The 18117-nt window shown below is 62.5% G+C and carries 20 protein-coding genes; 8 read left to right on the forward strand and 12 right to left on the reverse strand.

The window, feature by feature from the left end; all coding sequences use genetic code 11:
- Positions 1-19 precede the first annotated feature (19 nt).
- The 7 genes from tolQ to aspS form a co-directional block, all read right to left on the reverse strand.
- Positions 20-715, reverse strand: a complete 696-nt coding sequence (tolQ, locus tag FXN65_RS21425) for a protein TolQ (RefSeq protein WP_151136190.1) — start codon at positions 713-715, stop codon at positions 20-22.
- A 2-nt stretch (positions 716-717) separates the two neighbouring features.
- A complete protein-coding gene (gene ybgC, locus FXN65_RS21430) occupies positions 718-1164 on the reverse strand; it encodes a tol-pal system-associated acyl-CoA thioesterase (protein ID WP_151136192.1) in 447 nt (148 codons plus the stop codon).
- A 92-nt stretch (positions 1165-1256) separates the two neighbouring features.
- Positions 1257-2309 (reverse strand): Holliday junction branch migration DNA helicase RuvB, encoded by a 1053-nt coding sequence (gene ruvB / locus FXN65_RS21435; RefSeq protein ID WP_151136194.1) that lies wholly within the window; start codon positions 2307-2309, stop codon positions 1257-1259.
- Positions 2310-2315: 6 nt separating this feature from the next.
- Positions 2316-2921: a Holliday junction branch migration protein RuvA gene (ruvA, locus tag FXN65_RS21440; RefSeq protein ID WP_151136196.1), complete on the reverse strand. Its 606-nt coding sequence runs from the start codon at positions 2919-2921 to the stop codon at positions 2316-2318.
- Positions 2922-2942: 21 nt separating this feature from the next.
- Complete coding sequence (gene ruvC / locus FXN65_RS21445) at positions 2943-3467, reverse strand: crossover junction endodeoxyribonuclease RuvC (RefSeq protein WP_151136198.1); 525 nt, start codon at positions 3465-3467, stop codon at positions 2943-2945.
- A 136-nt stretch (positions 3468-3603) separates the two neighbouring features.
- On the reverse strand, positions 3604-4353 hold the full coding sequence (locus FXN65_RS21450) for a YebC/PmpR family DNA-binding transcriptional regulator (RefSeq protein ID WP_151136200.1): 750 nt from the start codon (positions 4351-4353) through the stop codon (positions 3604-3606).
- Positions 4354-4415: 62 nt separating this feature from the next.
- The gene (gene aspS / locus FXN65_RS21455; RefSeq protein ID WP_151136202.1) at positions 4416-6191 is read right to left on the reverse strand and encodes an aspartate--tRNA ligase; all 1776 of its coding nucleotides are present in this window, start codon (positions 6189-6191) and stop codon (positions 4416-4418) included.
- Positions 6192-6463: 272 nt separating this feature from the next.
- Between aspS and FXN65_RS21460 the strand changes: the two genes are divergently transcribed.
- The 4 genes from FXN65_RS21460 (at position 6464) to FXN65_RS28590 (ending at position 9814) form a co-directional block, all read left to right on the forward strand.
- Positions 6464-7282, forward strand: coding sequence for an SDR family NAD(P)-dependent oxidoreductase (locus FXN65_RS21460; RefSeq protein ID WP_151136204.1), 819 nt, complete (start codon positions 6464-6466; stop codon positions 7280-7282).
- 134 nt (positions 7283-7416) lie between these two features.
- Positions 7417-7887 (forward strand): Dps family protein, encoded by a 471-nt coding sequence (locus tag FXN65_RS21465; RefSeq protein ID WP_151136205.1) that lies wholly within the window; start codon positions 7417-7419, stop codon positions 7885-7887.
- Between the two features lie 105 nt (positions 7888-7992).
- The gene (locus FXN65_RS21470) at positions 7993-9060 is read left to right on the forward strand and encodes a GGDEF domain-containing protein (protein ID WP_151136207.1); all 1068 of its coding nucleotides are present in this window, start codon (positions 7993-7995) and stop codon (positions 9058-9060) included.
- 151 nt (positions 9061-9211) lie between these two features.
- Positions 9212-9814 carry a cold-shock protein gene (locus FXN65_RS28590; RefSeq protein WP_151136209.1) on the forward strand — a complete coding sequence of 201 codons (603 nt, stop codon included), beginning with the start codon at positions 9212-9214 and terminating at the stop codon, positions 9812-9814.
- 45 nt (positions 9815-9859) lie between these two features.
- On the opposite strand, the gene FXN65_RS21480 is transcribed toward FXN65_RS28590, so the two are convergent.
- Both FXN65_RS21480 and FXN65_RS21485 read right to left on the reverse strand, forming a co-directional pair.
- Positions 9860-10066 (reverse strand): SlyX family protein, encoded by a 207-nt coding sequence (locus tag FXN65_RS21480; protein WP_151136211.1) that lies wholly within the window; start codon positions 10064-10066, stop codon positions 9860-9862.
- 3 nt (positions 10067-10069) lie between these two features.
- The gene (locus FXN65_RS21485; protein WP_151136213.1) at positions 10070-10495 is read right to left on the reverse strand and encodes an HIT family protein; all 426 of its coding nucleotides are present in this window, start codon (positions 10493-10495) and stop codon (positions 10070-10072) included.
- A gap of 706 nt (positions 10496-11201) precedes the next feature.
- Between FXN65_RS21485 and FXN65_RS21490 the strand changes: the two genes are divergently transcribed.
- Positions 11202-12539, forward strand: a complete 1338-nt coding sequence (locus FXN65_RS21490; protein ID WP_151136215.1) for an OprD family porin — start codon at positions 11202-11204, stop codon at positions 12537-12539.
- Positions 12540-12655: 116 nt separating this feature from the next.
- Here FXN65_RS21490 and FXN65_RS21495 read toward each other — a convergent pair whose 3' ends face one another.
- Positions 12656-13069: a PaaI family thioesterase gene (locus tag FXN65_RS21495; protein WP_151138904.1), complete on the reverse strand. Its 414-nt coding sequence runs from the start codon at positions 13067-13069 to the stop codon at positions 12656-12658.
- Positions 13070-13182: 113 nt separating this feature from the next.
- Between FXN65_RS21495 and FXN65_RS21500 the strand changes: the two genes are divergently transcribed.
- On the forward strand, positions 13183-14898 hold the full coding sequence (locus FXN65_RS21500; RefSeq protein ID WP_151136217.1) for a proline--tRNA ligase: 1716 nt from the start codon (positions 13183-13185) through the stop codon (positions 14896-14898).
- 8 nt (positions 14899-14906) lie between these two features.
- Positions 14907-15863, forward strand: a complete 957-nt coding sequence (locus FXN65_RS21505) for a hypothetical protein (protein ID WP_151136219.1) — start codon at positions 14907-14909, stop codon at positions 15861-15863.
- 42 nt (positions 15864-15905) lie between these two features.
- On the opposite strand, the gene FXN65_RS21510 is transcribed toward FXN65_RS21505, so the two are convergent.
- Together FXN65_RS21510 and FXN65_RS21515 are read right to left on the reverse strand one after the other, a co-directional pair.
- A complete protein-coding gene (locus FXN65_RS21510) occupies positions 15906-16181 on the reverse strand; it encodes an acylphosphatase (RefSeq protein WP_151136221.1) in 276 nt (91 codons plus the stop codon).
- 5 nt (positions 16182-16186) lie between these two features.
- Positions 16187-16666, reverse strand: coding sequence for a TlpA disulfide reductase family protein (locus FXN65_RS21515; RefSeq protein ID WP_151136223.1), 480 nt, complete (start codon positions 16664-16666; stop codon positions 16187-16189).
- Between the two features lie 30 nt (positions 16667-16696).
- Here FXN65_RS21515 and FXN65_RS21520 point away from each other — a divergent pair, with 30 nt between their 5' ends.
- Positions 16697-18103, forward strand: coding sequence for a PilZ domain-containing protein (locus FXN65_RS21520; protein ID WP_151136225.1), 1407 nt, complete (start codon positions 16697-16699; stop codon positions 18101-18103).
- Positions 18104-18117: the final 14 nt, after the last annotated feature.

The following is an 18117-nucleotide window of genomic DNA, read 5'->3' on the forward strand; positions in this document are numbered from 1 at the left end:
CTGTCAGGGTCCCGGCGATTCACTCGTCGCTGGTATGCACCTTGCGGTGCAGGATGGCCTGGAACTCGTCGGCGAAGGTGTAGTAGCGGCCGACAAGGGTTTCACCGCGAGCGGCGAAGCGGTTGTAGGCGATAACGGCCGGGATCGCGGCGAACAGGCCGATCGCGGTGGCAATCAGGGCCTCGGCGATGCCGGGAGCCACGGTGGCCAGGGTCGCCTGCTGGACCTGGGCCAAGCCGCGGAAGGAGTTCATGATGCCCCACACCGTGCCGAACAGGCCGATGTACGGGCTGGTGGAACCGACGGTGGCGAGGAACGGCAGGCTCTGTTCGAGCTTCTCTTCCTCGCGGGAGATGGCCACGCGCATGGCGCGGGAAACACCTTCCATCACTGCGTCCGGGTCAACGCCGGCCTGCTGGCGCAGACGGGAAAACTCCTTGAAACCGGCGCGGAAGATCTGCTCCACACCGCAGTCCGGGTCCGGGTTGCTGCCCGCCTGGCGGTACAGCTTGGACAGGTCGATACCAGACCAGAAGCGCTCTTCGAAAGTCTCCAGGGACTTCTTGGCGGCACGCAGCATGTTGCTTCGCTGGAAAATCATGATCCAGGAGGTGACCGATGCGGCCACCAGGGTCAGCATGACCAGCTGCACCACGATACTGGCGTTGCTGATCAGGCTCCACATGGAGGTATGGTCGACGACGTTGGCTTCCACGCTTAATCTCCTGCTGGGAATAGACCCGGGTCGGTGGCGAAGGCTTTACGCAGCGCTTCGGGAATCGCCCGGGGTTTCAAACTGTCGGCACGTACACAGGCAATCAGGAACTGCCCTTCGCACAGCAATGCATCATCGGAGGCGCGCCTGACCTGTTGACGAAAACGCAGGCTCGCACGGTTCAACTCCATTACCTCGGCACTGACATTCAGCTCGTCGTCCAGCTTCGCCGGCGCCATGTAGCGCGCCTCGGCCGAATGCACGACGAATAGCAGGTTCTCCCCGGCAAGCGTGGACTGGGCAAAGCCCAGACTGCGCAGACGCTCGGTTCGAGCCCGCTCCATGAACTTGAGGTAATTGACGTAGTAGACGATTCCGCCGGCATCGGTGTCTTCGTAATAGACACGACAGCGATGCTGGAACGGCTGGGCCCCATTTTGCGCGCGCATACTCTAGTGCTTACTCCTAAGGTTGCCAATCCGGCCAGGCAACTGTTTTTTCATGGCTGCGTCCCTGCCGAGCGCTTCGACCACGGAAGCGTCTAATCGTCACCCGAACCGAACAGATCGGCGGTCGGATTGTCCGCCATACGCTTGGGAAGGTTCAGCCCGAAATGTAAATAGGCATGACGGGTGACCACCCTCCCCCTCGGCGTCCGCATGATGTAACCCTGCTGAATCAGGTAGGGCTCGAGAACGTCTTCGATCGTGTGGCGTTCTTCGCTGATCGCCGCCGCCAGGTTATCGATCCCCACCGGACCGCCATCGAACTTGTCGATCATCGTCAGCAGTAGACGCCGGTCCTGGTGGTCGAAGCCACGTTCATCGACGTCCAGCAGGTTCAGCGCCTTGTCGGCGATGATGCGGGTGATCTGCCCCTCGCCACGAACTTCGGCGAAGTCGCGCACCCGGCGCAACAGGCGGTTGGCGATACGCGGCGTGCCACGGGCACGGCGCGCGATCTCGAAGGCGCCCTCGGGCTCGATGTGCAGACCGAGGATGCTGGCAGAACGGGCGACGATGGTCGCCAGGTCCTGGGTGCTGTAGAACTCCAGGCGCTGAACGATACCGAAGCGGTCGCGCAGCGGGTTGGTCAGCATGCCGGCACGGGTGGTGGCACCCACCAGGGTGAAGGGCGGCAAGTCCAGCTTGATCGAACGGGCCGCCGGGCCTTCACCGATCATGATGTCGAGCTGGAAGTCTTCCATCGCCGGGTAGAGCACCTCTTCGACGATGGGTGAGAGGCGGTGGATTTCGTCGACGAAGAGCACGTCGCCGGCTTCCAGGTTGGTCAGCAGCGCCGCGAGATCGCCGGGCCGCTCCAGTACCGGGCCGGAGGTGCTCTTGATGGCCACGCCCATCTCGCTGGCGATGATGTTCGCCAGGGTCGTCTTGCCCAGGCCAGGCGGACCGAAGATCAGCGTATGGTCGAGGGCCTCGCTACGCCCCTTGGCAGCCTGGATGAACAGTTCCATCTGCTCGCGCACTACCGGCTGGCCGATGTAGTCGGCCAGCCGCAGCGGGCGAATGGCACGGTCCAGCTGCTCGTCGCGGTCGCGACTGCTGGCAGTGATGAGGCGGTCGGCTTCGATCATGCGGACTTACACCATTCCTTTCAGGGCGCGGCGGATCATTTCTTCACTGGACAGGCCGTCTTCCTTGATGGCGGAGACCGCACGGCTGGCTTCCTGGGGCTTGAACCCGAGGGCGATAAGCGCGGCCAGGGCGTCATTCTCCGCACTGGAGACTGCCACGCCAACCCGGGGTTCGACCACCAGGGTGGCGATGGCCGGCATGCTTTCCCAGGCCTTGAAGCGGTCCTTGAGCTCCACCAGCAGGCGCTCGGCGGTCTTCTTGCCGACGCCTGGAATCTTCACCAGGGTAGAGGTGTCCTGGGCCTGCACGCAGCGCACCAGCTCATCGACTTCCAGGCCGGACATCAGCGCCAGGGCCAGCTTCGGCCCAACGCCGTTCAGGCGGATCAGCTCCCGGAACAGCTCGCGCTCACGCTTCTCGAAGAAGCCATAGAGCAGATGAGCATCCTCGCGCACCACCAGATGGGTGTGCAGGGTCACCGGCTCACCCACCGAAGGCAGGCGATAGAGGGTGGTCATGGGTACTTCCAGCTCGTAGCCAACACCGTTGACGTCAAGTATCAGGTGCGGCGGTTGCTTTTCCGCCAGGTTGCCGCGCAGGCGTCCAATCACGAATAGCGTCCTTTGAATTGATTACAGACGGAGACGGCCGCCGCGCCGCTTGGCGCTGGCCAGTCCATGGGGAATCAGGCTCTGCCGGTGGTGCGCATGACACAGGGCGATTGCCAGGGCGTCCGAGGCATCGATCTGCGGTTTCTGCACCAGCTTGAGCAGGTGCATCACCATCATCTGCACCTGCTGCTTGTCGGCACCACCGGTACCGGCGATAGCCTGCTTGACCTGGCTGGCGGTGTACTCGGCGATCTCGAGGCCCGCTTCGGCGGCCGCGACAATGGCGGCGCCACGGGCCTGCCCCAGCTTGAGGGCGGAATCGGCATTGCGTGCCATGAACACCTGTTCGATGCCCATGGTCACCGGTTCATAGGAGCGAATGACTTCACTGACACCGCGGAAGACGATCTGCAGGCGCTCGTGCAATGCGCCGGCGCCGGTACGGATGCAGCCCGAGGCAACGTACTCGCAGCCGCGCCCGGTGTCACGAACCACTCCGTAGCCGGTGATGCGCGAACCGGGGTCGATACCAAGAATCAGGGTCATGCAGCCGCCAACTCCACAGGCCGGCGCGAGACCGGCACACTGTCTATTTATCCAGCCGCGAGTATACGGAGCCGCCCGCCAACAAAAAAGCCGGAAGCGCTCGAGGCGACTTCCGGCTTCGGGATCACGCCAGCACTCAGCCGAGCTGCTCCATGATCTCGTCTGGGATCTCAGCGTTGTGGTAGACATTCTGGACATCGTCCAGGTCTTCCAGCATGTCGATCAGCTTCATCACCTTCTGCGCGGTTTCCAGGTCGGTGATGGGCGCGGTGATCGACGGGATCATCGCCACTTCGGCCTCGTCGCCCTTGAAGCCGGCGGCGGTCAGGGCCTCGTTCACCGAGAGGAAGTCGGCAAAGGTGGTGTAGACCTCGACGGAGCCATCTTCGCCAGCCACGACGTCATCGGCACCAGCTTCCAGGGCTGCTTCCATCAGGGCTTCTTCATTCACGCCAGGCGCGTAGCTGATCTGGCCCTTGCGGTCGAACATGTAGGCCACCGAACCATCGGTACCCAGGTTGCCACCGCACTTGCTGAAGGCATGACGCACTTCCGCCGCGGTACGGTTGCGGTTGTCGGTCATGGCTTCGATGATGATCGCCACGCCGCTCGGTGCGTAACCTTCGTAGCTGAGTTCGACCATGTTGTCGGCTTCGTTGGAGCCGGCACCACGGGCGATGGCGCGATCGATGGTGTCGCGGGTCATGTTCGCGGTCAGCGCCTTGTCCACCGCCAGACGCAGACGCGGGTTGTCCGCCGGATTGCCACCACCATGCTTGGCGGCAACGGTCAGCTCACGGATGAGCTTGGTGAAGATCTTGCCGCGCTTGGCGTCCTGGCGTTCCTTGCGGTGCTTGATGTTGGCCCATTTCGAATGACCAGCCATAACTCACTCCGTACTCTCTATAACGGACGGCGCCCTGTGGCGCCGTCTTGGGTTGGTTCCGATTACTCGGCCTTGGCCTGTTCGCGCAGGCGGATGTTCAGCTCGCGCAGGGCCTTGGCGTCCACGGTGCCCGGTGCCTGGGTCATGACGTCGCCGGCGCTCTGGGTTTTCGGGAAGGCGATCACTTCGCGGATCGACGAAGCGCCGGTCATCAGCATCACCAGGCGATCCAGGCCGAAGGCCAGGCCACCGTGCGGCGGTGCACCGTACTTCAGCGCATCGAGGAGGAAGCCGAACTTCTCTTCCTGCTCCGCGTCATCGATACCCAGTACGCGGAACACCGCCTGCTGCATGGACTTGTCGTGGATACGGATGGAGCCGCCGCCCAGTTCGGTGCCGTTGAGCACCATGTCGTAGGCGCGGGACAGCGCGGCGGCCGGGTTGGCTTCCAGTTCCTGCGGAGTGCACTTGGGCGAGGTGAACGGGTGGTGCAGCGAAGTCAGGCTACCGTCGTCGTTCTCTTCGAACATCGGGAAGTCCACGACCCACATCGGCGCCCACTCCTTGGTGAGCAGCTTGAGGTCATGGCCAACCTTGATACGCAGCGCGCCCAGGGCGTCGCAGACGATCTTGGCCTTGTCGGCGCCGAAGAACACGATGTCGCCATCAACCGCGCCCACGCGATCGAGGATTACATTGAGGTTCTCCTCGGGGATGAACTTGACGATCGGCGACTGCAGGCCTTCGACGCCCTTGGCGCGCTCGTTGACCTTGATGTAGGCCAGGCCCTTGGCACCGTAGATGCCGACGAACTTGGTGTAATCGTCGATCTGGCTGCGCGGCATGGAAGCGGCGCCCGGTACGCGCAGGGCGGCAACACGGCCTTTCGGATCGTTGGCCGGGCCGGAGAACACCTTGAATTCCACGCCCTTCAGCTGGTCGGCTACATCGACCAGTTCCAGCGGGATACGCAGGTCCGGCTTGTCGGAGCCGTAGCGGCGCATGGCTTCTTCGAACGGCATGTGCGGGAACTCGTCGAACTCGACGTCCAGCACTTCCTTGAACAGCTGACGCACCATCTTCTCGGTGATTTCGATGATGTCGCTTTCTTCCAGGAAGCTGGTCTCGATATCGATCTGGGTGAATTCCGGCTGGCGGTCGGCACGCAGGTCTTCGTCGCGGAAGCACTTGGCAATCTGGTAGTAGCGGTCGAAGCCGGCCACCATCAGCAGCTGCTTGAACAGCTGGGGCGACTGCGGCAGGGCGAAGAAGTGGCCCGGGTAGGTGCGGCTCGGCACCAGGTAGTCGCGTGCGCCTTCCGGAGTCGGGCGACCCAGGATCGGGGTTTCCACGTCAAGGAAACCGTTCTCGTCCAGGTAGCGGCGGATGCTGCTGGTGATGCGCGCGCGCAGCTTCAGCTTGGCAGCCATTTCCGGGCGACGCAGGTCGATGAAGCGGTAGCGCAGGCGGGTTTCTTCGCCCACGTCGGAGTATTCGTCCAGCGGGAACGGCGGGGTTTCCGCCTGGTTCAGGACTTCCAGCTCGTAACCCAGCACTTCGATGGCACCGGAAGCCATGTTGGCGTTGCGCGCGCCTTCCGGACGCAGACGGACCTTACCGGTGATCTTCACCACGAATTCGCTGCGGACGCGGTCGGCGCGGGCGAAGGTTTCTTCGCGATCCGGGTCGAACACCACCTGGGCCAGGCCTTCGCGGTCACGGATATCGAGGAAAATGACCCCGCCGTGGTCGCGGCGGCGGTGTACCCAACCGCAGAGGGTGACTTCCTGGCCGTCCAGGCTCTCGTTCAGTTGGCCGCAATAGTGGCTGCGCATCATGGTCGTGTTTCGCTTCTCTTGAGTCGTGAATTCGTCCGCCCGCCCTGAGGCGACGGAGCATCCGGCGGAAGTGCAACCCCCTGCCGGACGGGCCGGGGTTCGCGGCAAAGAGCGGGATTATATAGCGTAAATTGTCACCGCGCAGCCGCCCTCCCCGCCCGGTCCGACGCCCCGACCGAGAGTGGGTTCGCTTGCTGGGCCACAGGGCAGTGTCTAAGCTCGCCTGCACTCACCCGACGGACGGACACGTGGCACACAAGGAAGGAGTGGAGATGCAATCGCTTGCAGGGAAAGTCGCAGTCATCACGGGAGCCGCGTCCGGCATCGGTCGCGCCCTCGCCCACCAGTTGGCAGGCATGGGTTGCCATCTGGCCCTCGCCGATATTGACGCCGAAGGTCTCGAGGCCACCGCTTCGCCACTGCGCCGCGAAAGCCTGCAACTTTCCACCCACACACTGGACGTCTCCAACCGCGAGGCCGTTCACGCCTTCGCCGACAGCGTACTGGCCCGGCACGGACGAACCGACCTGGTGATCAACAATGCCGGCGTGGCGGTCTCCCAGACCATCGCCGAGCTGCGCTACGACGATTTCGAATGGCTGATGGGCATCAACTTCTGGGGCGTGGTCCACGGCACCAAGGCCTTCCTTCCCCACCTGCTGGATCAGGGCGAAGGGCATATCGTCAACGTATCGAGCATCTTCGGCATCGTCAGCATGCCCACCCAGGGCGCCTACAACGCCAGCAAGTTCGCGGTGCGAGGCTTCACCGAAGCACTGCGCCAGGAACTCTGCGGTACCGCCATCAAGGTCAGTTGCGTTCATCCGGGCGGCATCCGCACCAATATCGCCCGCTCGGCACGCTTCTATCGGGGCATCGATGGCAAGACGGATGCGGCCAAGGCGGCCATCCATTTCGACAAGCTGGCGCGCACCTCGGCACAGCAGGCGGCACAGGCCATCATCAAGGGCGTGCAGGCTGGCCAGCCACGCATCATGGTCGGCGCCGACGCGCGCTTCCTCGATCACCTGCAGCGTTTATTGCCCGCCAGCTACCCGCGACTGCTGGGCAAGTTTCTAAACAAGAAATGAAACCGGCAAAGACCAATGACTTCTAAGCATTGCATTCATTGATAGAAGACAAGGCCGCCCCGCACCCGGCCCGTGTTAGGCTTTTTCCATCACGGGCCCGGTGCGGGCCACAAGCTACCGAGAGGAGAACTGGTATGGAAATCAACATCGGAATCGCCGAACAGGATCGTGCAGCTATCGCAGAGGGCCTGTCCCGCCTGCTGGCCGACACCTACACCCTCTATCTCAAGACCCACAATTTCCATTGGAACGTCACCGGACCGATGTTCAACACCCTGCACCTGATGTTCGAGGGCCAGTACAACGAACTGGCCCTGGCGGTGGACTCCATTGCCGAGCGTATCCGCGCCCTGGGCTTCGCAGCCCCCGGCACCTACGCCGCCTACGCCCGTCTGTCCTCCATCAAGGAAGAAGAAGGCGTTCCGGCCGCCGAAGACATGATCAAGCAGCTGGTACAGGGCCAGGAAGCGGTAGTCCGCACTGCCCGTGGCATTTTCCCGTTGCTGGACAAGGTCAGCGACGAGCCCACCGCCGACTTGCTGACCCAGCGCATGCAAGTCCACGAGAAAACTGCGTGGATGCTCCGCAGCCTGCTCGCCGCCTGACCTTCAGGCATTTCAAAAAGGCCCGGGAAACCGGGCCTTTCGCTATGCGCGACAGTCTGCCTGATCTATGCTCTGGCAATTCGACATCTGTCCACAGTGAAGTGCATGAGCAAGCCTCCGAAACATCCGTCGCTGCTTGAGCTTTTCCCCGAAGAAACCCGTGAGGCCGCCGACCTGCTCAAGCAGGCCGTTCCTCACATGGTGCGTCACTCCATTCCGCCGAACCCGGTGCATTACGCCCTCTGGTACACCTACAGCAAGGGCATGGATCCGGATCTCAATCGCCGACTGGACAAAATCACCAACGACTTCGACGTCTTCCCTCCGGACTCGGCCCTCAAGCTGTTTCGCGAGTACATCATCCGTGGCGAGCTCGAGGAAGCACGCCAGGGGCAGCAGCAGGTCATCGACCTGGTGGATGACATCGAGGGTGATGTCAGTCGCAGCGTCAGCGGCGGCCAGGCGTACCAGAGCAGCCTGACGGCGGGTCTGGCGGCCCTCCATGAGCCCATCATCGACGACCTTCCCAGCGTGCTGAACCACCTGCAGGAAAGCACCCAGCTGATGCAGGAACAGCAGGAGCAATTCCTCTATCGCCTGCAGGCCGCCCAGGCGGAAATCCAGCACCTGCGCAACCAGCTGGAACGCGCGCAACTGGCCGCCACGCTGGATGGCCTGACCCAGGTATTCAACCGCCAGGCTTTCACTCGCCTGCTGGAACAGTCCCTGAAGAACGATCAGGAAGGCCTGGCGCTGGTGATGCTGGACATTGATCACTTCAAGCAATTCAACGACCAGTTCGGCCATCCGCTCGGGGATCGCGTCCTCCAGCATGTCGGCCAACTGCTGCGGGAACTGCTGCCACCGCGCGGCATGGCCGGTCGCTACGGCGGGGAAGAGTTCTGTGTGCTGCTGCGTGATTGCCAGAACCTGGACACGGCCCGCGCCTTCGCCGAGCAACTGCGCAATAAAATGCAGGCACTGCGTGTGAAGGTCCGCCGTACGGACCAGGTGCTCGATACCATCACCGCAAGCTTCGGCCTCGCTCTCGCGGAACCCGGCGACACCCTCGAAAGTCTTATCACCCGAGCCGACGACGCCCTCTACCAGGCCAAGCGCAATGGCCGCAATCAGGTGCATCCCGCAGCCCCTGAAGCAGCGCTAACCGCTTGATTTGAGTAGCCCTGTCCTTTGCTGTTAAATACAGCCGGTGCCGCAAGTCAATCCCCTGACCTGCGGCATAGGCCGGCTCCATGCTCTTTTCATCCCGCATGTACCGGCTCTTTTCCGTCTGAGATTCCGTTTCCAAGGTGATCCATTGAACATGTTGAAAATCGTCCATCTGTTGACGGGCGCTGCCGCTTTATTGCTGTCCTTCATTCCGAGCCTGCGCGCTGACGCCCTGCCCTACCTGCAACAACCCGAAGCCCTTTACCTGGCGTTCTTCGGTCTGCTCAACCTGCTGTTGGCCCCGGTGGTTCCGGCCTGGGCCAAGGGACTGCACAACCAGTTGCAGACCCTCGTCTCCGCCCTGCTGGTCCTGGCGGTGATCCTGCAAACGCTGATCCTCCTGGCACCGATGCCCGAAATCGGTGCGCAGCCGGCCATCCTCGTCAGCCTCCTGACCGTGATCCTCGCCGTTGCACTGCACCTGGCCATCAACCTGCGCAAGGTGACCCAGGCGCCGCCGCTGCCCCAGGACATGTCCAACCGCGAAACCGGCACAGTGAAGTGGTTCAACACATCCAAGGGCTTCGGTTTCATCTCCCGTGATTCCGGGGATGACATCTTCGTGCACTTCCGCGCCATCCGCGGCGAAGGTCACCGCGTACTGATCGAAGGACAGCGCGTGGAGTTCTCGGTCATCCAGCGGGACAAGGGCCTGCAGGCAGAGGACGTGATTGCCGCGCTCCCCAGCCGACGCTGAGGCAGATGAAAAAGCCCGCCAATCGGCGGGCTTTTTCTTGCGTGCTCAATAGTGAGGCGGCGGCGCCTCGTCCTCGTTCGACCCGAACTGGCTGAGGAGCTCTTCCTGGCGCCGGGCAAGGGCCGTCACCTGGAGCTGCAGGCGATCCACCAGACGCTGCTGCTCGACCAGGATGTCGTTGAGGGTCTGAATGGTGTCGTCCTGGAAGGCAAGTCGGCTCTCCAGGTCAGCGATGCGCATTTCCAGACTCATGGCTCACTCCTCCACAAAGCGGAAATCATCGGCCAGCGCCATGCGCAGCTTGGCACGAATGGCAGCGACCTGCTCGGACGAGTACGCCACCGCCGGATGACGCCCCCAGACCGGGGACGGCCAGGCCGCATCCTCGCGACGGCGCACGATTACGTGCATGTGCAACTGGCTGACCACATTGCCGAGGGTCGCGACGTTCATCTTGTCGGCACCAAAGGTGTCCTTGAGGGTCTCGGCGAGGAAAGTGGTTTCCTGCCAGAGCTGGCGCTGCTCGTCAGCGCCGAGCTGGAACAGCTCGCTGACCTCTTCGCGGCGCGGCACCAGGATGAACCAGGGATAGTGGGCGTCATTCATCAACAGCAGCCGGCACAGGGGAAAATCACCGATGGGCAGGGTGTCCTGCTGAAGTCTTGGGTCCAGGGCGAACATACTGGCCTCTCCTGTTCGACTGTAGGGAGTTCGAGATTAGCATCCCCGACCTAGCGACCGGCACGGGGGCGCGCAGCATAGCCAAGGCTCGCGGCGAGCGGAACTCGCTCACCGGCGCTTCTTATATAGAGGAAGCCTCCGTCACCACGCGCACCAGGATCGCGCACGATTAACATTTCGTTACTTACCGCCACACTGAGGTTACGCAGCGCCTGTCACAACGCGGGGTAGAGGCTTTCCCAGACTGCTCAGGCAATGCCTGTCAATAGCCACCCAGCGCGCAAAATGCCTCATTTCAGGGCAGTGGCTTTTCGTATCAGGCATTGCCAGATCAGGCGTTGGTAGAGCGGCAACGAGCGCACCCCGTGGCAAATGCAAGATTTCTTTCCATACCTGGTCGTTTGTGCACGTTTGTTGCTTGGCAGGTGCCAGGTCACTCGCGGGAACGGGAACGAATCCAATGGCCGCCCACCCGCACCGTGCCTCGGATACATAGGGGTTGAAGGGATGCAAGAGCGAACCTATAGATATGCGACACACTTCTTCTCGATTTGCGACAGCACTGTGAAGAAATCGTAAGGACTAGGTTTCAACTATCGCCAATATTGTCGCCGTGCTATAAGTTAGCGCCGACACAAAAAGAAAGAACCGCCTTCACGTAAATAAGAAAGCGGCGAGAATCTTCAAAACCAAAGGAGCAATCACAATGCAAGTGATGAAGTGGAGCGCACTGGCTCTGGCCGTGACCGCCGGTAGCATGCAGTTGGCATTCGCCAGCGCCCAGGAAGAGTCCAAGGGCTTCGTAGAAGACAGCAATCTGACTCTGCTGAACAAGAACTTCTTCTTCTACCGTGACTTCCGTAACAACCCGAACACCAGCCAGAACTACCGTAAAGAATGGGCCCATGGCATCAGTGCCATGTACGAGTCCGGCTTCACCCAAGGCACCGTTGGCTTCGGTGTTGATGCCCACGGCATGCTGGGTCTGAAACTGGACAGCGGCAATGGCACCAACGGTACCGGCCTGCTCCCGACCGGCTCCGACGGCCGCTCCCAGGACGATTACTCCTACGCTGGCGGCGCCGTTAAGATGCAGGTGTCCAACACCCAGCTGAAGTACGGCAACCTGTTCCCGACCGCTCCGGTATTCGCCACCGGTACCGCTCGCCTGTTCCCGGGCTCCGCTGAAGGCTTCCAGCTGACCAGCAGCGAGATCGAAGGCCTGAACGTCGACGCCGGCCACTTCACCTCCATCCGTGACGGCAGCGCCTCCACCAACCGCCACGGCGAAATCACCACCACCTACACCGGCCTCGCTAGCAACAGCGCTGACTACGTAGGCGGCTCCTACTCCTTCACCGACAACGTCAGCGCAAGCCTGTACGGTGCCGAGCTGGAAGACATCTGGCGTCAGTACTACGGCAACCTGAACTGGAACATTCCGTTCAGCGACAGCCAAGCCCTGAACCTGGACTTCAACGTCTACCGCACCACCGACAAGGGCGACGCCATCGCTGGCGACCTGGATACCACCGCCTGGTCCGCTGCCGCCGCCTACTCCATCGGCGCCCACAAGTTCACCCTGGCCTACCAGAAAGTGAACGGCGACGAGCCTTTCGACTACATCTCGATGGACGGCCAGAACTCCGGCGACTCCATCTTCCTGGCCAACTCCGTCCAGTACTCCGACTTCAACGGCCCGAACGAGAAGTCCATCCAGGTTCGCTACGACCTGAACATGGCTCAGTACGGTGTTCCGGGCCTGAGCTTCATGGCTCGCTACATCACCGGTGACGACGTTGACGGCACCAAGGCCGACCCGAACGGCGCCTTCGCGGGTGCAATTGGCGAAGACGGCAAGGAATGGGAACGCGACATCGAAGCCAAGTACGTGGTTCAGGAAGGCGCAGCTAAAGACCTGTCCATCCGCATTCGTCACGCCAGCTGGCGTGCCAACAGCGACATGGCCTTCTTCGGCTCCGCTGGCGGTACCGCGAACGACGAAATCCGCGTAATCACCGAGTACCCGCTGGATATCCTGTAATATCCCCCGCGTATACATAAGTGATGAAAGAAACCCGGCCTAGGCCGGGTTTCTTTTTGCGCGGAAGAACTTGACTCGCGAGTTGATCAAATCGCCGCCAAACAGTTGCTCAAACTTTAATCAACCAATGGCAACGCATAAGTGCCGGTCACATGGGCAACGAGATCCTCTTCCGCCCCTTGTGAATAAAGTGAAACTTCACATACCGCCTGACGACGACCGAGTTTAAGAATCCTCGCCTCGGCAAGCAGATCCACAGGTTTGGGCCGAGCCAGGAAGTTGATATTCAAGTTGGATGTCACCGCCATTTCGACTTTGCCCAGGCGGCCCAACACGACCGCGTACATGGCAGCATCGGCCAGCGCCATGATGGTCGGACCGGACAAGGTTCCTCCCGGTCGCACCAACCTGGGCTGGAAGGGCACGCGCGCCAGCGCTCCCTGTTCGTCCATCCGCTCGATCCGCAGGTCGATGTCTTCCGCCATCGGTACCCCATTGCGAATGAGCGCCTCTACCTGCTCCGCTGTCAGACTCACTACGTCGCCCTCCTCGCTCTGCCGGACCACAATCCTGTACGCCACTTGATCAGCGCCGTACAATGCCGAGCCATTCAAACCCATCGCAACCGACAAAACGGCCAAACATGCGTACCAGTCAGTACCTGCTGTCTACCCTCAAGGAAACCCCCACCGATGCCGTGGTGATCAGCCACCAGTTGCTGCTGCGCGCCGGCATGATCCGCAAGCTCGCTTCCGGCCTCTACACCTGGCTGCCAATGGGCCTGCGTGTTCTGCGCAAGGTCGAGGCGGTGGTCCGCGAAGAGATGAATGCCGCTGGTGCGCTGGAAGTATTGATGCCCGCCGTGCAGCCCGCCGAACTGTGGCAGGAGTCCGGTCGTTGGCAGCAGTACGGCCCCGAGCTGCTGCGCCTGAAGGATCGCCATGAGCGCGAGTTCTGCGTCGGCCCGACCCACGAAGAAGTCATCACCGACATGGCGCGCAATGAGCTGAACAGCTACAAGCAGCTGCCGCTCAACTTCTACCAGATCCAGACCAAGTTCCGTGACGAGATCCGTCCGCGCTTCGGCCTGATGCGCGGCCGCGAGTTTGTGATGAAGGATGCCTACTCCTTCCACATGAACCAGGAGTCGCTGCAGGAAACCTACGACCGCATGCACCAGGCGTACTGCAACGTGTTCAGCCGCCTGGGCCTGGATTTCCGCCCCGTACTGGCCGACACCGGCTCCATCGGCGGCACCGGTTCCCACGAGTTCCACGTGCTGGCCGAGTCCGGTGAAGACGACATCGCCTTCAGCGACAGCTCCGATTACGCCGCCAACGTCGAGAAGGCCGAAGCCCTGCCCCGCGAGACCGAGCGTCCCGCGCCGAGCCAGGAGCTGAAGCTGGTCGACACCCCGAACACCAAGACCATCGCCGACCTGGTGGAAAACTTCGGTCTGGCGATCGAGAAGACCATCAAGACCCTGGTGGTCCACGGCGCCGAGGAAGGCACCCTGGTGGCGTTGATCATTCGTGGCGATCACGAACTGAACGAAATCAAGGCTGCCAACCTGCCCCAGATCGCCAACCCGCTGGTGTTCGCCAGCGAAGCCGAACTGCGCCAGGCCATCGGTGCCGGTGCCGGCTCGCTCGGCCCGCTGAACCTGCCGCTGGCCTGCGTAGTCGACCGTTCCGTCGCCCTGATGAGCGACTTCGCCATCGGCGCCAACATCGACGACAAGCACTACTTCGGCGTGAACTGGGAGCGCGACCTGCCGCTGCCGGAAGTCGCCGACCTGCGCAACGTGGTCGCTGGCGACCCGAGCCCGGACGGCAAGGGCACCCTGGTGATCAAGCGCGGCATCGAAGTGGGCCACATCTTCCAGCTGGGCACCAAGTACAGCGAAGCCATGAAGCTGAGCGTGCTGAGCGAGCAAGGCAAGCCGGTGACCCTGATCATGGGCTGCTATGGCATCGGCGTGTCCCGCGTGGTCGCCGCCGCCATCGAGCAGAACTACGACGAGCGCGGCATCCTCTGGCCGGAAGCCCTGGCGCCCTTCCAGGTCGCCCTGGTGCCGCTCAAGTACGAGACCCCGGCAGTCAAGGAAGCGACCGACAAGCTCTACGCCGAACTGCGCGCTGCGGGCGTCGACGTGCTGCTGGACGACCGTGACAAGAAGACCAGCCCCGGCGTGAAGTTCGCCGACATGGAGCTGATCGGCATTCCGCACCGCATCGTGGTGAGCGAGCGTGGCCTGGCCGAAGGCAACCTGGAATACAAGAACCGCCGTGAGACCGACAACCAGGCTGTAGCGCTCACTGAGGTTCTGTCCTTCATCACTGCCCGCGTGAATCGCTGATCGAGAAAATGTCCAAGCGCCGTTCCCATTACCTGGCCGGCGCCGCCTTGTGCGGCGCCCTCTTCGTCAGCGGTTGTGCCAACCATTTGCCGCAGCGCAGCGAGCACGAGGAGCGCGTCGAGCGCAAACTGCTCAATCACAGCTTGCAGATCGAGGTGGGCGATCCCCAGGTCCTGGAACTGCCGCAACGACGCATCCGCATCAACGAGCAGAAGACCTTCGAAGTCACCGAGTTCGAGGTCAGCCGTCACTACGATCGCTACACCCCCTACCAGCCCTGGCGGGAACTCTACGAGGTTCCGCTGGGTGCGGTAGCGGTAGTCGCTGGCGTCGGCGCCAACGTGCTCAATGTGGTACTGCTCGGCAGCCTGCCGGACACCGCCACCAAAGACTGGATCAGCTACGGCTTCGCCGGTCTCAACCCGGCGATGAACGTCGAGTCCAATGGCCGTTCCGAGCAGAACCTGGCCAGTCTCGACGAGAAGCAGATGGACAAGCGCATGGAATACTCCAGCACGCCCTGGGCGGAGCGCCCGGTGCTGGTCAAGCTGGGCAACCATACCCATGAGCTGCTCACTGATCGCAATGGCATCCTGCGACTCAACCTGCTGGACGGCCCCTTTGCCGACCAGGACATCAGTCGTATCGGCAAGCTCCAGCTGAGTGTCGAAGACCCCACGGACAGCGCCCGAGCAGACGCCAACCTGGGCATCAGCCACGCCCTGCGCGGCAAGCTGGCGGAAGCCCATTCGCTGATCTTCGAAGACCTCGAGGACGATGAAGTCCCGCAGTGGGTCCATCGCGTCAAGCGCCTGTCGGAACTGGGCCTTGAAGAGGAAGCCAGCGAACTGGAACAGAGCCTGATCGAGCTGACCCGCAACGATCCGGAACTGCAACAGGAGTTTCTCCAGTCGCTGATGAAGAATGCCGGGCGCCTTGCAGCCGACCCGGGCGATTCGGACTGAGTGAGTCCGGGAGCGAGCACATCTCGCTCCCGCCTCGCGGCATCAGCGCCGCACGATGAAGCCGGTAATGCCCTGCAGCGGTTGCTCCTGAAGCTCGACGCCGGTCACCTTTGCCTCGGCAGGCCCCTGCTCCAGCCAGCCGGCCAATTCGCGCACCGCGTCTTCCTCTCCCTCCAGAAGCACCTCGACCCGGCCATCAGCCAGATTGCGCACCCAGCCATCCAGCTCCAGGCGGTCGGCCTGTTCCTGGGTCGACTGGCGGTAATAGACACCCTGGACCTTGCCGCTCACGTAGCCGTGCAGACAGATTCTCGCCATACCCCCTAGCCTCCCTTGCGCAATTCTTCGAGGCGGGCGGCAAGGCCGGTGGCGGTTTGCTCCCCCATCAGGCGCTCCCGCAATTTCCCCTGGGCATCGATGATGTAGGTGACTGGCAAAGCCTCGCTCCGGGGCAGGTCGTATCGCTTGGACGGGTCCTCCGCCAGTACGGTGAAGCGGATGCCCATCTTCTGCGTGGCCTGGCCAAGCTCGTCCCCCTGCAGCCCGTCGAAATTGACGCCCAGAACTTTCACGCCCTTGTCCTTCTGTTGCTCTGCGAAGGCGTTGAGTTCGGGAATTTCCGTACGGCAGGGCGCGCACCATTCGGCCCAGTAATTGATGACGAGCCACTGGCCTTCGAGGCGTTCAACCGTTACCTTCTGCCCATGCTGATCGACGCCCACGTCGTCCGAGCAACTGGCCAGGAGCAGGCCGGCGCCCATCAGAGCGAACACCCCTATTACAGCCTGGAGTCGCGATCCCATGCATTCGGTCCTCGTGTACGCGGGGTTGATATGACGCTGGATGCCTTGCGCCTGGAAGTGCCGGACATTCTTGAAGAGAACAGCACTCCACTGGCAAGCGTGCCGACGCTCCTCGCACAGGCCCGCCAACTCCCTCAGGATAGTGCCCTGCAGCAGGTCCTGGCTCATTTGTTCAGGCTCAATCGCAGCGCTCTGACCTTACTCGAAAGGCAGCGCGTGCTGCAAAGTTTCAGCGAGGAGTTCCGCCACTACACCCTGGCCGCCCAGGACCGGGATATGCCATCCGGTACCTTCGTCAAGCTCTGCAACGAGCTGGCCTGCGGCTTCAAACGCCTGTTGCTGCAGATTCTCCAGGGCCACCAGCCATCGCGTCCGCACCTGGCCTGGTGCCTATACATGGCGCAGCACTTCCTCGCCCAGACCCAATTACGCCACTACCAGCTCTATCAGGAGCCGAACCCCGGGCTCTGGCGCGACAGCCATCTGTTGTACTGGATCGGCGAGCACCAGCATTGCCTGGACGAACCGGTAGCCGCCGCCTTCCGCCCCACACCGGCCAACACCCTTCGCGGGCTCTACCAGCAGATGCTGCTGCTTGCCCTGAGCAATCCCTTTCACCTGAGCGAAGGCGAATGCCCGCTTCTGTTCGGCGCCCTGGCACCGGTCGCCGGCCTGGCGCGACTGCTGCCGTGGGACGAGGACGACGAGAACGGCAGCCCGACCGTCGACCTGACCGAGTCCCAGCCCTGTCTGCCGCTGGACCAGCAGCCCGATGGCGCCAATTCCTACCTGCGTCGCTTTGAATTGGGCGCCCTGCTGATCGCCCTGCACGAGCCCTCGCCACTGCGCAGCGAGAGCGAGCACGAACTCCTGGAAAGGGTCCGCCAGCACTGGCTGGGACGACAGCAACGCCGCCATCCCCGTACCGAACAGGCCGGAAACTGCCAGCTGGTGGTGGGCCTGAGTTCCATCCATGCCGACCTGCTGGCAAAACACCCCGGTCGCTCTGGCGCACAGATGCTCGATGCCAGCCCCGGCGGTGCCCGCCTGCTCTGCAATAGCGACCTGACGAGCCAATTGCCGGTAGGCCAACTGGTGCTGGTACAGACCCAGAGCACACCGGTCCTCGCGCTGGTGCGCTGGCGTTACCAGAACACCGAGGGCCTGCACCTCGGCGTGCGCTACCTCAAGGGCCTGCCCCGCCCGGTCTGGCTGCGCCGTGCGCCCAGCGCCCAGACACACCCCGGCGTCCTGCAAAGCACGCCCGAGCCCGGCAATGGCTGGCATCATGGCCTCTGGCTGCCGGGCAAGCAGTTCGTCGAAGGTGAGAACCTCTGGCTGCAGCTGGCCAGCGTCCACAACCAGGCCATCGTCCCGCTACCGGCCCCCAATCTCTTCACCTCGCTGGTGGCGCGCTATCCCCTGCAGCTTGCCTGAGTAGCCAAACTGCG

The organism is Pseudomonas lalkuanensis (genome assembly GCF_008807375.1).
Taxonomy (GTDB): domain Bacteria; phylum Pseudomonadota; class Gammaproteobacteria; order Pseudomonadales; family Pseudomonadaceae; genus Metapseudomonas; species Metapseudomonas lalkuanensis.

Coding starts and splice junctions, on each gene's coding strand:
- FXN65_RS21515 (WP_151136223.1), bottom strand. CDS start 16,666: ATGGGATCGCGACTCCAGGCTGTAATAGGGGTGTTCGCTCTGATGGGC.
- FXN65_RS21500 (WP_151136217.1), top strand. CDS start 13,183: ATGCGTACCAGTCAGTACCTGCTGTCTACCCTCAAGGAAACCCCCACC.
- ruvB (WP_151136194.1), bottom strand. CDS start 2,309: ATGATCGAAGCCGACCGCCTCATCACTGCCAGCAGTCGCGACCGCGAC.
- ybgC (WP_151136192.1), bottom strand. CDS start 1,164: ATGCGCGCGCAAAATGGGGCCCAGCCGTTCCAGCATCGCTGTCGTGTC.
- FXN65_RS21510 (WP_151136221.1), bottom strand. CDS start 16,181: ATGGCGAGAATCTGTCTGCACGGCTACGTGAGCGGCAAGGTCCAGGGT.
- FXN65_RS28590 (WP_151136209.1), top strand. CDS start 9,212: ATGTTGAAAATCGTCCATCTGTTGACGGGCGCTGCCGCTTTATTGCTG.
- aspS (WP_151136202.1), bottom strand. CDS start 6,191: ATGATGCGCAGCCACTATTGCGGCCAACTGAACGAGAGCCTGGACGGC.
- FXN65_RS21465 (WP_151136205.1), top strand. CDS start 7,417: ATGGAAATCAACATCGGAATCGCCGAACAGGATCGTGCAGCTATCGCA.
- FXN65_RS21490 (WP_151136215.1), top strand. CDS start 11,202: ATGCAAGTGATGAAGTGGAGCGCACTGGCTCTGGCCGTGACCGCCGGT.
- FXN65_RS21450 (WP_151136200.1), bottom strand. CDS start 4,353: ATGGCTGGTCATTCGAAATGGGCCAACATCAAGCACCGCAAGGAACGC.
- FXN65_RS21470 (WP_151136207.1), top strand. CDS start 7,993: ATGAGCAAGCCTCCGAAACATCCGTCGCTGCTTGAGCTTTTCCCCGAA.
- FXN65_RS21520 (WP_151136225.1), top strand. CDS start 16,697: ATGACGCTGGATGCCTTGCGCCTGGAAGTGCCGGACATTCTTGAAGAG.
- FXN65_RS21480 (WP_151136211.1), bottom strand. CDS start 10,066: ATGAGTCTGGAAATGCGCATCGCTGACCTGGAGAGCCGACTTGCCTTC.
- ruvC (WP_151136198.1), bottom strand. CDS start 3,467: ATGACCCTGATTCTTGGTATCGACCCCGGTTCGCGCATCACCGGCTAC.
- FXN65_RS21485 (WP_151136213.1), bottom strand. CDS start 10,495: ATGTTCGCCCTGGACCCAAGACTTCAGCAGGACACCCTGCCCATCGGT.
- FXN65_RS21460 (WP_151136204.1), top strand. CDS start 6,464: ATGCAATCGCTTGCAGGGAAAGTCGCAGTCATCACGGGAGCCGCGTCC.
- FXN65_RS21505 (WP_151136219.1), top strand. CDS start 14,907: ATGTCCAAGCGCCGTTCCCATTACCTGGCCGGCGCCGCCTTGTGCGGC.